This is a genomic window from Acidobacteriota bacterium (assembly GCA_003225175.1).
GTDB lineage: Bacteria > Acidobacteriota > Terriglobia > Terriglobales > Acidobacteriaceae > Gp1-AA112.
In genome coordinates, this window is sequence record QIBA01000040.1 from 71,466 (window position 1) to 84,965 (window position 13,500).

At 54.6% G+C, this 13,500-nt stretch carries 8 protein-coding genes and 1 tRNA gene; 7 read left to right on the top strand and 2 right to left on the bottom strand.

What is annotated here, in order from left to right; genetic code table 11:
- The first annotated feature begins 30 nt into the window (after positions 1-30).
- The 5 genes from DMG62_09825 to DMG62_09845 all read left to right on the top strand — a co-directional run bounded on the left by DMG62_09825 (position 31) and on the right by DMG62_09845 (position 9,983).
- Positions 31-1,089, top strand: coding sequence for a hypothetical protein (locus DMG62_09825; protein PYY23127.1), 1,059 nt, complete (start codon positions 31-33; stop codon positions 1,087-1,089).
- 476 nt (positions 1,090-1,565) lie between these two features.
- A complete protein-coding gene (locus DMG62_09830) occupies positions 1,566-4,766 on the top strand; it encodes a hypothetical protein (protein PYY23128.1) in 3,201 nt (1,066 codons plus the stop codon).
- 192 nt (positions 4,767-4,958) lie between these two features.
- Positions 4,959-6,110, top strand: a complete 1,152-nt coding sequence (locus DMG62_09835) for a hypothetical protein (GenBank protein PYY23129.1) — start codon at positions 4,959-4,961, stop codon at positions 6,108-6,110.
- Between the two features lie 472 nt (positions 6,111-6,582).
- Positions 6,583-9,729, top strand: coding sequence for a hypothetical protein (locus DMG62_09840; GenBank protein ID PYY23130.1), 3,147 nt, complete (start codon positions 6,583-6,585; stop codon positions 9,727-9,729).
- Positions 9,730-9,906: 177 nt separating this feature from the next.
- Positions 9,907-9,983 (top strand) — tRNA-Pro (locus DMG62_09845).
- Positions 9,984-10,021: 38 nt separating this feature from the next.
- Here the strand turns inward: DMG62_09845 and DMG62_09850 are convergent.
- Positions 10,022-11,380 (bottom strand): nucleotide sugar dehydrogenase, encoded by a 1,359-nt coding sequence (locus DMG62_09850; GenBank protein ID PYY23131.1) that lies wholly within the window; start codon positions 11,378-11,380, stop codon positions 10,022-10,024.
- Between the two features lie 344 nt (positions 11,381-11,724).
- Here DMG62_09850 and DMG62_09855 point away from each other — a divergent pair, with 344 nt between their 5' ends.
- Complete coding sequence (locus tag DMG62_09855) at positions 11,725-12,729, top strand: hypothetical protein (GenBank protein ID PYY23132.1); 1,005 nt, start codon at positions 11,725-11,727, stop codon at positions 12,727-12,729.
- A 185-nt stretch (positions 12,730-12,914) separates the two neighbouring features.
- Here the strand turns inward: DMG62_09855 and DMG62_09860 are convergent, their stop codons facing one another.
- Positions 12,915-13,151 carry a hypothetical protein gene (locus tag DMG62_09860; protein ID PYY23133.1) on the bottom strand — a complete coding sequence of 79 codons (237 nt, stop codon included), beginning with the start codon at positions 13,149-13,151 and terminating at the stop codon, positions 12,915-12,917.
- 65 nt (positions 13,152-13,216) lie between these two features.
- Here DMG62_09860 and DMG62_09865 point away from each other — a divergent pair, with 65 nt between their 5' ends.
- On the top strand, positions 13,217-13,471 hold the full coding sequence (locus tag DMG62_09865; protein ID PYY23134.1) for a hypothetical protein: 255 nt from the start codon (positions 13,217-13,219) through the stop codon (positions 13,469-13,471).
- The last annotated feature ends 29 nt before the right edge of the window (positions 13,472-13,500 follow it).

Consider the following 13,500-nt stretch of genomic DNA (forward strand, 5'->3'; position numbering starts at 1 on the left):
CCCCATTTTTTTTCTCGAATTTGCAGATCGATGAGCGCGAGCATGAGATATGGTTTTGGTTACGGTGTAGAGTTCCGGCTCATTTGCGTTGTCCTGTTCTGTTCCACGATTGCGATTGCGCAGAATCGCCAGCAGCAGCCAACCTCGGCGAGTATTCCACGTGAAATCACTGGCCAACTTCGCGTTGCGGAGAGTTCCGCCGGTCCGGCTGGTGTTCTGATCATCCTGAACCGAGGCACTGGGATGGAGGTAGCCCGCTCGATGACTGATTCGCGCGGTCGTTTCCACTTCCAGGATTTGCAAGCCGATAACTATGAGGTCGTAGTTCAGCAACAGGGTTATCGTCCGGTAACCCGCCAGATTGATCTCAACTTCACTCCGTCGATGTTCGTTAATCTGGAGCTCGTACCGTTGCCAGGCGCGCGCGCGGCTTCCGAACCCGCTTCCGGAATCGTCTCCGCGAAGCTGCCTGCAAATCCTGCGGCTCAACAGGAGTTCGAAAAAGGCCAGCGATTGCTCCTTGAATCGAAGGACGTGAAAGACACTATCAACGGCATCGCCCATCTCGAGAAGGCAATGAAGTCCGATCCGGCGTTCGCTCCCACTTATGCGCTGCTCGGCAAGGGCTACATGGATCAGCAAAAGTGGAAGGAAGCGGAAGCGGTGATCCGGAAGGGAATCGATGCCGACTCGAAGGATTTTTCCGTCAGATTCCTATTGGGAGTCTGCCTCAATCAGGAACGCGACTTCGCTGGAGCGGCGAAGGCGCTGCTGAGCAGCCTGGAGATCGATCCGAAGGCGTTTCAGGCTCACTATGAACTCTCGCGAAGCTATCTCGCGATGAATAACTGGCAGATGGCCGAGCCCCACATCGTTGAGGCGATCAGGATTGAGCCACGATTTGCGCCTGCCCACGTCGCCATGGGCAACATTCTCTTGAAGAAGGGTGACCCACATTCCGCGCAGGAACAATATAAGGAGTACCTGAAGTTGGATCCTTCAGGAATGTTCGCTGCTGGCGTGAGGAGCATACTTGACAAGATGAAAACCACCAACCCGTCCGGAACCTTGCCGCAAGAAATTCATTGATAATTCACTGTTTTCAGTGTTCCTAAACTGTAGATTCGCGCATTTTGGGCAGAATTTATGATACCCGAGGTTAATTTTAGAAGTTAGCTGTTATTTTCGCTGTTTTTGCCTTTGCTGCTAGATTTCCGCAGCCCCCCAATCCCTGCGCTTAGTCCTAATCACCTGATCTGAGGGTTAGTCCTAGTTTGTCATTCATCTGGATGTCTTTTTGCCTCCGAGGTTGATTGATCTTAGGATCCACGAGCAGGTAGTTTTCCGGGACAGAATACCGGATTTTGTATGTATAACTTGCGTTCCGTCCCATTTATTGGAAGTCCGGGTTGCTTAATAAATCTAAACATTTGAAAACACAGGCAAATCTTTGTGGAATGCGAACTGCTTTGTTGCCCAGAAGCCGGAGAGATGTTGCCGGTCCGGTTTAAAAGTGAAGATACAAGCCCCGCATTAGTTCCATTCAGTAACTCCTGGAGGTTTTAATGAAGCAACTGAAAGGCAGAAGTAGATTTCTGCTTACCTTGTCGCTGATGTTGACCCTAGCGATAGGCGCGTGGGCGCAGTCGGCGACGACCGGTGGTATCTCCGGCGTGGTGAAAGACCCGGCAGGTGCCGTCGTTCCTAGCGCAAGACTGACCGTCACTGGTGAGAACCTGATCCGACCGCAGACCACGACGACAGAGCCGGATGGTACTTACAAGATTTTCAATCTTCCGCCGGGTATGTATACGCTCGTAGTGGACGCCGGCTCCGGTTTTGCCAAATACGAGCGGAAAAACATCGTGGTGAACCTCGGACGAAGCAACGTGGCGGAAGTTCAGCTTCAGATGGCTTCGGCTACGGAACAGGTAGAGGTGACGGCAGCCAACACGGGCGCGATCGACGTTGACACAACCACGGCCGGTTCAAACGTCGGTGCCGATCAGTTTTTGAATTTCCCGACTACACGTTCGGTGCAGGGCCTGTACAACATTGCCCCGGCAGTTACGCGGTCGGGCTTGCGCGATGCCTCAGGCCGCGATCGCGATCCTTCGGTTGCCGGTTCCTCAGGACCGGAGAACAACTACATTTTGGATGGAGTGAGCACGGCGGACCCGGCATTTGGCGGTGGCGGCGCTAACCTTCCGTTTGAGTTCGTGCAGGAAGTCGAGATCAAGACCGGCGCGTACGGCGCCGAATACGGCAAGTCCACCGGCGGTATCTTCAACGTTATTACGAAGAGCGGAAGCAACCGTATTTCCGGTGATGTGTTCGGATTCTTCACCGGCTCGGGCATGGTACGTGGGGTGAAGAACTTCCCGTTTACTGGATCGGCAGCCAACGGCTTTTCGGAGCAGGACGTGGGCGGCGATATCGGCGGACCCATCGTGAAGGACAAGCTCTGGTTTTTCGGAGCTTTCAACCCGCAACGGCGGAAGAACTTTTACCTGACACAAACGTTTCACACCCCGGTCGAGAATCAAGTAACGACGCCCTTCTATGCAGGCAAGGTCACTTGGGGGATCAGCGATAGACATACCCTCAACGTTTCCACCTTCGGGGATTTCACAACCGTAGACGGTTTCCTGGCCAACGCCGCACTGGCGAACGTTTCCGGCTTTGGTTCGGATCCCACCGCTTTTAAGGGAAAAGACCAGAGTGGCGGACACAATTACACAGTCCGGCTCAATTCGGCGTTCACGCCGCGTTTTATCGCGGAGATTGCGATGGGACTGCACTACCAGCGGCGAAATATCCTCCCGTCCGCTGCCTCGGCTAAAGCCCCACTTATTAGCGACAATTTCGCGGCTCTGGTCGGTGCCACGGTCGCGCCGGTCACGCACACGGGATTCCTGTCGACGGCGAATTCCGGCAAGACGGGATTCATTGATTATGTTGACGGCCGCGGCGGTTCATTGCAACGGAATTTTCTGCAGGGACCTGGCTTCGGGTTATTTCAGAACAGCGATCGCAACCGTTACGAGACCAGCGCGCACCTGCAGAACATCTTCAGCAGGCATAGCATCAAGTACGGATTCGAGTGGTCGCGGAACATCTACAACAACCTCAACACCTCCAGCGGCGTGCCAATCACGTACGCCAATCCTCAAGGCCTGAGTCAGGCTAGTCCGGATAGCAACCAAACCATCAACCAGCGCACTACGAACAACCTCAGTGTGTGCACAACCAGAACGACGACGATCGTGTGCCCAAGCAGTACGGCAGCCGCCCTGCTTCAGTCCTTGCCCGCAAATAGGCTGCCCGCCGGCATTACGAGCGTAAGTCAAGGATCAATTACTGCAAATGAGGCGTTCGGAAACCCGTTCCTTGTGCGCCTGAGCACACGCGTTCGCGATTTCGAACTCCACGCGAACACGTACACCCAGGTGTACTCCGGCTATTTGCAAGACGACTTCAAAGTGCTACGGAACCTCCAACTGAATCTTGGCCTGCGATGGGACCTTCAACAGGGCTATGACACGGATGGAAAGTCGTACATTAAGCTGAACCAGTTCTGGCGTGACATGCAGCCTCGCCTGGGCGCAATCTGGGACTTCACCGGCACCGGCAAGGGCAAGCTGTCAGTGAGCTATGCGAGGTTCCTGGAAACGCCTATACCGCTTGACGTGAACGTTCGTGCCGGTGGCGGTAACAGCCAGACGGACAAAAACTTCAATGTGGATACCTACGGCGCCCCGGCGGGCGCGAACATTGTTCCCGGCATCCGTTCGAGCAATACCGTCGGCGCGGTGAACCTTGGCGCGGATGCAACTCCGATCGATCCGGATATCAGGCCGCAAACCTTGGAAGAATATACCGCTGGTATTGAATTCGCGCCTGCCAACCGCTTCGTCTTGGGCATACGCGGCATTTATCGCAACTACATCAACATCATCGAAGACGGGTCTTTCGATGATGGAGACACATATTTCCTGTTCAACCCGGGCCGTCGCGGCAATGGCGAGACCACGGAAGACAAAGCCTGTGCAGATCCGACGATCGGCTGTTTCGGACCTGCACGTCGCTATTACCGCGGTATTGAATTCACGGCTACGAAGCGATTCAGCAACAACTACCAGTTCATCACTTCGTACACGTACTCGAGTCTTGTCGGTAACTACGAAGGTCTGTTCCGCAACGATAACGGCCAGTCGGATCCGAACATCACATCACTGTTCGATCTGGTAAGCCTGTTGCCGAACACCTATGGACGGTTGCCAAATGATCGGCCGCACCAGTTCAAGTTCAACGGCTCATATCAGACGCCGTTCAAGGTGATGGTCAGCGGCAACTTCTACATCCAATCGGGGTCACCCTTCAATCAGTTGATCCCGCATCCGGTCTATGGCAACAACGAAGGCTTCGCCGTTCAGCGTGGCACCTCAATCGTTCCGCAGGTGACTGCATCCCAGGCAGGCTTCCCGAACATTGTTGATAGCATTGGCACGCAGCGGACACCAATTACGCACGACCTCGATCTTGGCTTCTACCTGCCTTGGAAGATCGGGGAAAATCGTGAACTCCGCTTCACCGCGGACTGGTTTAACGTCACCAACACGCAGCGTGCGGTCACGCTTGATCAGACCTTCTCGCTGAATAGCGGTGTTACTGGCGTTGCCGCCGTACCCAATGCCTTCTATGGCTCGGCTCTGCTTGTCCAGCCGCCTTCGCAGTGGAGGTTTGGAGCGAAGTTCAGCTTCTAGAGCCTCTGCTTTTAGGTGGTTCTCATAGGGGAAGGCGCGATCCGCCTTTCCCTATTTTCTTCGCTGTAAGAACTAGAATCTTCGGAAGCGGTGGACCGGCACATTAGAAATCTGGGGCCATGGCCTTCACATCAACCATGTCGCGCGCGCACTTTTACTGTTTTGAACGTAATTACCAACAGGAGCATTGTGATGTTGGCTCTAAAAATCTTTCGGATGTTGCTCGGCAATTTTCTGCTGCTGTTTTCATCTATCGCTGCCATTGCACAGATTTCTGCCCAGCCGACGACAAACCTTCCCAGCCAGTTGCCGACGGAAACCAACCGTCCGGTTGAAATCAGTGGACATGTTGTTCTTGATGATGGCACGCCGCTGACCGAGCCGGTGGAGGTGCAGCGTGTTTGCGGGAACATTGTTCGTGGCGAGGTCTATAGTGATTCCCACGGCAACTTCACAATTCTGCTCGACGACAAATCCATCCCCGCGTTTCAAAGCGCATCCGAGGGCGGCGGAGCGACGATGATGGGTGCCGATATGGGAAGCCGTGTGTCGCAAACGACAAGGACGCAGCTATGGGGATGCGACGTCCGAGCGCTCCTGCCGGGCTATTCCGCCGGCTCAGTTTCTCTGGCCGGCCGCGACTTCAGTCTGCCTGTCTCGCTTGGCCCCATTACCCTGCACCGTATCGGCGCAGGTGTGGGAACCAGCATCAGTGCGACGGCCCTGCAGGCGCCCGAGAGCGCGCGCAAAGAATATGACAAGGGGCGAGATGACTTCGCTAAGAAAAAATTCACAGATGCCGATAAGCACCTGGCCAAAGCTATCGAGTTGTTTCCGCGGTATGCCTCTGCCCTCGACTTGCGAGGACGTGAACAGCGCGCACGACGCTTGGATACTGAGGCAGAAACATCGTTCGCCGACGCAATCGCCACCGACGAAAAGTATGTCCCTCCATATCTTCACCTTGCCCAACTGCATGCCACGCATGGAAAGTGGCCAGAGGTGATACGTCTGAGCGACAAGGCGATTGAACTCGACGCAGCCAGCTATCCTGATCCGTACTACTTCAAGACGGTTGCGCACATCATGCTGAAACAGATTCCTGACGCCAAACGCAACGTGAGTAAAGTTCTCGAACTGGACAAAGATCATCGTTTTCCCCGGGCGGAATTGATCATGGGCAATATCCTGCGCTCAGAGAAAGACATTCCCGGCGCTACAGAGCACTTCAGGAAATATGTGCAGCTCGATCCAAACGCCCCTGAGGCACCAGACATCCGGGTTTATCTTGATGATTTGGAAAAGCAAGACCCTCAGGGTAAGCCAGCTCCGAAACCCAACTGAAGGGGAAGATTGCCCTCTTCAGCCGGTTGGGGTTGGTTCAACCAGTTGAGTTGCATGCGTTTCGAGAACCGTATGAACAGCCGCTAGATGTAACGGTAAGGCGAATACGCTCCGGTTCCGGTGAGCCGGCATGAAAATGCCGACTTTTTTTGCGAGCGGCGCGCTCTCAGTCGGATCAATCAATCAGCATTCCCGACCCCCTACTTATGGGACAAGGCGTCGCAATGTTGGTAGTAGATACTGGATTATGTATATTGCTTAGTATTCGCTCCCGTTTTTTAGATGTTTCGTCCCACGTGAGAGTGTAAAGCTTTGAAAACAAACGAAAATTCCTCCTGGAAGGGCAAGTGCTTCTACAGCATAAGAATTGAATTGCATTGACCAAAGCTTGCAGCAAGCGCACCCCACCTTTTCAACAGACGTCACCCAAAAGTTTGGCAGCGAGCTACCGGTCCAGGAGGAAGAGAGGCACATGGGAATCAACAAGTCTTTAAAGCTACTGGTTGCATTCGGGTTCCTTTTTGCGATGGCCAGCATGATGTTCGGCCAAGCTGTCACTGCGAGTTCATCTCTTGCAGGGACAGTCACAGACAGGAGCGGAGCTGTAGTCGTCGGCGCGACTGTTATGGCAGTAGACGCCGCCACCGGCAGTTCCCGTACTGCAACAACCAACAACTTGGGCGCATACCGCTTTGACGTGTTGCCTCCGGGGATCTACTCGGTAAAAACAACGATGACCGGATTCTCAACGTCGACAGCTCCTAGCGTCGAGTTGCTCGTCGGGCGTACCACTACTCAGGATTTCTCACTTAGACCGGGCGCAGCCTCCGAAACCGTCGAAGTCACCGCTGCAGCTCCGATTCTCGATCAGGAAAAGACTTCGGTTGGCATGCAGATCACGCCTGAGGACGTGCAGGACCTGCCCCTTAACGGCCGTGATTTCGCCAATCTCGCGTATCTGGCGCCGGGAGCAAAGGCAACGCCTCCCTGGGATCCCACCAAAGTTCGGACTTCTGGAGTAGGCATCAACGGCTCGAACGGTCGCAACATGAACATCACCGTCAATGGCATCGACAACAAAGACAACACCGTCGGTGGCCCGGTGATGCAGCTTCCACTCGAGGCGGTACAGGAAGCAGTAATTTCCACTCAGCGTTTTTCGGCCGCTAATGGTCGCTCTGAAGGCGCTGCGATGAACGTGATCACCCGTTCGGGCAGCAATGCCTTCCATGGGTCTGGGTACTTTTTCGACACGCAGACGGCCCTCAATGCAAATGACAAGCTGAATACCGAGGATCCGGTCACTCACATAAAGACCGGTAACCCGACACCTCAGTTTGAACGACAGCAATTCGGTGGACGCTTTGGCGGACCAATCAGGAGAGACAAGGATTTTGGCTTTGTCGCCTGGGAACGCCTACGCGAGCACACAGCCATCCCAGTAAAGTCAACCGCGTTTGCGGAACTGAGCAGACTCAAGGGATTGAATCTCGGCAACGTCACGTTTAATCCTGACCCAGCCCTGACCATTCCCACCCCCTACTTCGATACTCGCTACAACGCCCGTATCGACCACAACTTCTCCGACGCTCATCGCTTCTTCGTCAGTTACGCCGCACAGAACAACGAAGACCAGAACGACCAATCAGGCAATGCCAACGATCTAACCGAAGGCAATTTCCAGAACAACCATCTCATCGTTACGAACGCCACGCTGAGTTCCGTCTTCAGTCCGAGGCTGGTGAATTCTTTTACCGCCGGGTTCCAGTACTGGAACAATCTGATTGACAGCAAGACCCGCGCGCCACTCGTGACGTTTCCGCAAAGCATCTCGTTTGGCACAAACACGAACGTTCCGCAGCAGTCCTACCAGCGCAAATATCAGTTCCGCGACGATCTCTCATACAACATCGGCAGGCATGGCCTGAAGGGGGGTGTCGATTACCTCTGGGAGCCATCGCTTGGCGGATACTTTGAGTTCAACTCCACGCTGGAGTATGACTTCCAGGATTTGCCCAGCGACATTCTCGGCAACAAGGGCGGACTCTACCCACAGGGTTTCCAAACACCGGGTGCCATAACGGGCATGTCTATATCGAATGGCGATCCAAAAGAAGATCTGCCCGGCGGCGGAAAGATGCTTGGCCTCTATTTCCAGGATACGTGGAAAACGACCAGCAGGCTGACGCTTGATCTAGGTCTGCGTTATGACCGTGACTTCAACCTGATGGCGACGAATGCTCAAGCCGGCAGCCGCACGTACCAGTTGCTGAAGGCGCTCAATAGCCCCTTTGCCGGCATTCCTCAGGACTACAAGAAAGGCTTCAGCCCGCGCGTGGGCTTCGCTTATGATTTGACCGGAAATGGAAACAATGTTCTTCGTGGAGGCTATGGGCTCTACGACGCTCAGACATTCCTCAACATCCCGCTGTTTATGATCCAGCAGGCGAATCCTACGCTGTTCGCGACTGTGTTCTCGATCAGTGGCAGCGGTCCAGGAACAACCTGCACGTCCTGCACAGTGCCCGGTACCAACATCCCGCTGTCTCAATATCGATTAGGTATCGATCCCGTGCCGACGATTCCTGCGCCGATTACGCAGCTTACGGCTGGGGCAGTGGGCCGCCTCATGGCACCTGACTATCGCAACCCCTATTCGCAGCAGTGGAATATCGGGTTTGCTCATTCTTTCAATGCCAACACAGTGATGGAAATTGAGTACATCCACGAGCTCGGGTTGCATGAGGAGAAGCGTCAGATTCTCAACTATATCGATCCCGCTACGGGAACTCGGACGCTCGCCTCAGCCATCACTGCTTACAACACTGCCCATCCAAGTGCCCCTCTCGCACAAATCGCTCGCATCTCGATGGAGTCCTCGGTGGGACGTTCGCGCTATGACGGTATGAACGTGTCCTTGCGCAGACGCATGGCAAATCACTTCACAGTAAACGCTGCCTATACCCTCTCGGAAGGCAGGGCCTACGATGGCAATGCTGCCAGCTATTCCAACACGGTTACCGATCCTCGCTTCCCATTGAATCCAGCAGATTTCGGTCCAGTGCCAAACGACGAACGGCACCATGGGTCGGTCTCCGGCGTGGTGGACCTGCCGTGGGGGTTCGAGGTTGCGCCTATCATGCAGGTAGCGTCTGCGCGTCCGTATGATGCGACGACCGGCTTTACTAACGTGCTCGGCTTTGGCTCGGGACCGCTCGCCGCACATGCGCTGGTCCCTGCGAATGACCATAACAATCTGCTGTTTGGCACCACGCAAACCAGCAGCGCATTAAAGACTTGTTACCTGAATGGCTCATGCGTGGAGACTCACTTTGACCGTCTGCGTGGTTCGCCATTCTTCAATCTGGATACTCGCCTTACCAAAAACATCAAGATCAAAGAAAAATCTAACTTGAAGCTGATCTTCCAGGCGTTCGATCTCACGAACCGCGCCAACTATGGCAACAACTACGATGGCAACGTTCGCCATTTCAACACGGATCCGACGAAGAGTTCCTTTGCAACTCCGCTTGGTTATATCGGCTGCAACGCCAACGGGTGCAACCGAGCTATTCCCATCTCGTTCCGTGCCGAATTCGGAGCGCAGTTCACCTTCTAACCAAAGGTTGTTTTAATGCAGGGCCGACATTAATGTCGGCCCTTTTTTTGTGTTCCGAACACATCAACGGCTAGGAGGTGGAAGTCCCTGCCGAACCTGATGACGTAAACGGCTAGAGAGGCGCAAGGGCGCGGAGCATTGGGGAAGCATCGTCCCGGTGCGTTACAATCAATTTGTCGGGGCGTAGCGCAGCCTGGTAGCGCATCTGCTTTGGGAGCAGAGGGTCGGGGGTTCGAATCCCTCCGCCCCGACCAGTCTATTCTTTCTCTAGAATCTCCGAACCAAACTCAGCTTAGCAGCGGACTATGTTCTCAGCCTTTATCCCCTGAGTGGCGTTGCGCGTGTCCACTACTAGTCTCGCGCGCTTCACGATGTCTTGATAATCGTAGCTGGAGTGGTCGGTTACGATCAGCACGCAATCGAACTCCTCGATCTTCGTTAATGGCGTGCTCTTCATCTGCAAATCGTACTTGCGGCCGCGGCCGACGGTGGGAAAGAACGGGTCGTTGTAGCTGACCGTCGCGCCTTCCTTCTGAAGCAACTCGATGATTGTCAGTGAAGGCGACTCGCGCAGGTCGTCGATATCCTTTTTATATGCAAGCCCGAGCACGAGCACCTTGGATCCATTCAACGCCTGCTTGCGCTTGTTCAGTGCCTGCGACACGCTCGCGACCACGTGATATGGCATGCTCAAGTTGACTTCGCCCGCCAGTTCAATGAACCGCGTATGGAAGTCAAATTCCTTTGCTTTCCATGAGAGGTAAAACGGATCGATCGGAATGCAGTGGCCGCCGAGTCCTGGTCCGGGATAGAAGGCTTGGAATCCGAAAGGCTTGGTGGAAGCCGCGCGAATGACTTCAAAGATATCGATATCCATGCGCAGACAGAGCAGCTTGAGTTCGTTGACCAGCGCGATGTTTACGCAACGATAGATGTTCTCGAGCAGTTTGGTCATTTCCGCCGCTGCAGGCGAAGAGACCGGAACTACGCGATTGAAGATTGAGTTGTAGAGTGCGCTGGCATACTGCGTCGCAAGGGGTTCCAAACCGCCGATTACTTTGGGAATATCGCGCCGGGCAACGTCCGTATTGCCGGGATCCTCGCGCTCGGGCGAGAAGGCGACGTGGAACGTATCATCACCGGAGACGCCGGCGCGTGCGGCTTTCAGCCCAAGGCGATTCTCTTTTTCCAGAATGGTGACAAGAACCTCTTCCGTAGTTCCTGGATACGTAGTGCTCTCGAGTATCACCAACTGTCCCGGACGCAGATTGGGCGCAATGGCATGCGCGGTGTTCTCGATGTAGCTCAGATCCGGTTCGTGATGATCGGTAAGTGGCGTGGGGACGCAGATGATGATCGCGTCCAGCTCCGAAAGTTGGGTGTAGTTCGTTGTGGCCGTGAATCCCGCCGACTTTGCGGCGGATATGTCCTCGGGAAGAATGCGGTGTATGTAAGATCCGCCGCTGTTCAGCGTGCTTACTTTCTGCTGATCGACGTCAAAACCGGTTACGCGAAACCTCTGCTCACTGAAAAGTAATGTTAGAGGCAAGCCTACGTAACCGAGGCCGATGATCCCCACCCGCAGTTCGCGTGCCTTTGTTCTTTCCAGGAATGCTCGTGCACCGACAGGCGATGCGGTTGTGTTTATCATGCAAAAAATCTTAGCACGCAGATTGCCACCCTCCCGAGCTCCAAGGACTTGGTTACTTTCATGTTCTAAGCGAACGGCATCTTCGCAGTTTTTCGCCGGGCAGAGGGAATCACCACCCAGGGGCTGTGATATGGTGGCCTACATCTTCACAATCGCGCCTCTTCAATGACCTGTCTCAGTACGCTTACAGAGGTACAAGGATTGCTTTTGCCTTTCGTACCTGTAGTTTAGGTCATTTCGCTTGAAGCAATTTCTGGCCGGCCATACCGTAATTAACAGGGCAAATGCGCCAAAACCTTCGCTTCTTCTTCCGGAGGATTGGTCGTCATTGAGAGAGGAAACCGGTGAAAGTTCGGAATCTCGCGACAGGGCAGTGGTCTCACTCGCTTCTGGTGCTATTCCTCTACGTATTGCCGTTCCTGGTAAGTGGGTGCGGCAGCACAGGAGTCACGACTCCCACCCCAGGCGGGCAGGGAACACCGTCCGTCAGTGTTTCGCCGAGTAGCCTCAGTTTCACCAATGTTACGGTCGGCACATCCAGCAGCCAGACGGTTACGGTTACAAATTCAGGTACAGCGGACCTGGTAGTTTCCAGCGTAACCTTGGCCGGAGCCGGATTCTCGATGAGCCCCCTGACCTTTCCGCTCACGATCACGGCGGGTTCTAGCCACACAGTTACAGTAACCTTTTCACCGCAGGCTGCCGGAACAGTGAACGGAACAGCGACCATTACAAGTAACGCGAGCGCGACTCCAACTGTGGTCGCAGTTCAAGGGACAGGGGTTTCGCCGACCGTCGCCACGCTCAATGTTTCCCCCTCGACAGTGTCGTTTGGGAAGCTGGTTGTAGGCAATAGTTCTTCGCAGAACCTGACGCTCTCAAATCCGAGCTCGGTGAATGTAAGCGTGTCGGGAATCACGGTTTCTGGCGCGGGCTTCAGCTCCAACGTACAGACGCCGTTCACTGTTGCTGCAGGAACCAGCAGCGCGGTGGCGGTTTTATTCCAGCCCCAGGCAGCCGGAAGCGTGACCGGCTCCATTTCAGTCGCAAGTAGTGCGACCAATTCGCCCGCCAGCGCCTCGCTCAGTGGCACGGGGACAATACAGCACAGCGTTGACCTGAGCTGGAATGCCAGTACTACTGCCACGGTCGCCGGATACAACGTGTATCGTGCACCGCAGTCCGGCGGACCCTATCAGATTTTGAATTCCGCACTGCAGTCGCTCGCCTTCACCGATTCGACAGTTCAGTCGGGAACGACTTACTTCTATGTAGTAACGGCCGTGGACTCGAGCGGAACAGAGAGTTCGTTTTCGGCTGAGGCTTCCGCAGCGATCCCCACTCCTTAACGTAATCTCCAAATCCGAAACAGCATAAATCGTGCGATCTCATTTTGCTGGATTTGCACGGTCGTCCAAGCGCCTGTGGATGACGGGCTGTCGCGTGGATCTCGCCGGGCAAAGCCCGTGACGCCCTTCGAAGCGGTCGTCGGCAGAGATCAGGTCCCGAATCGGGACAGCATAATCTTGTCAATTCACTGCTCTTCCAGGAACAGCGAATTTATCAGCGAATTTAACAGCGAATTTTTGTTGCGCGCGTCTGCGAGCAACGGATAAAACTGCCAACCCCTGCAGCCACACACAGTTACCGCCCATGCCGACGCAACACCCGTTTTGAGAACAGTGAAAAACAGTGATTTAGCAGTGAATTTCTCAAATTCCAATCCGTTGCTCGCCTTTCGAGTTCTCGATGTGAACGAGGCGTGTCCCACCGCCTAAGCGTAGTCGCGCAAAATTCTGATTGATTCCCTAATTGGAAATGTGGTAGCACCGAACTATGTTCGGTGGTGCAGAGCGCGGAACGGCGACCCGGCACGAACTCACCCGTTCGTCGGAAGGTCAAGCGCTCAAAACCGCGAAAGCGGAGTCTTTCCTTCCGCCAGCCTGGTTCAACTTGTCCTCCCTGCATTCGTTCCCGGCCTCGGGCATCTGCACACGCCAAGTCGCATCCAGCGCAAGCCTGATTCGCTCCAAGCGCGGCTACCAGCCAGAATCTCGTTGCCACAAAAGTGCAAATGATTTCACTGGCTAACCCGGGAACCACGCTCAAGTTACCTCGAA

Coding starts and splice junctions, on each gene's coding strand:
- DMG62_09835 (PYY23129.1), top strand. CDS start 4,959: ATGTTGGCTCTAAAAATCTTTCGGATGTTGCTCGGCAATTTTCTGCTG.
- DMG62_09850 (PYY23131.1), bottom strand. CDS start 11,380: ATGATAAACACAACCGCATCGCCTGTCGGTGCACGAGCATTCCTGGAA.
- DMG62_09825 (PYY23127.1), top strand. CDS start 31: ATGAGCGCGAGCATGAGATATGGTTTTGGTTACGGTGTAGAGTTCCGG.
- DMG62_09840 (PYY23130.1), top strand. CDS start 6,583: ATGGGAATCAACAAGTCTTTAAAGCTACTGGTTGCATTCGGGTTCCTT.
- DMG62_09865 (PYY23134.1), top strand. CDS start 13,217: ATGTTCGGTGGTGCAGAGCGCGGAACGGCGACCCGGCACGAACTCACC.
- DMG62_09830 (PYY23128.1), top strand. CDS start 1,566: ATGAAGCAACTGAAAGGCAGAAGTAGATTTCTGCTTACCTTGTCGCTG.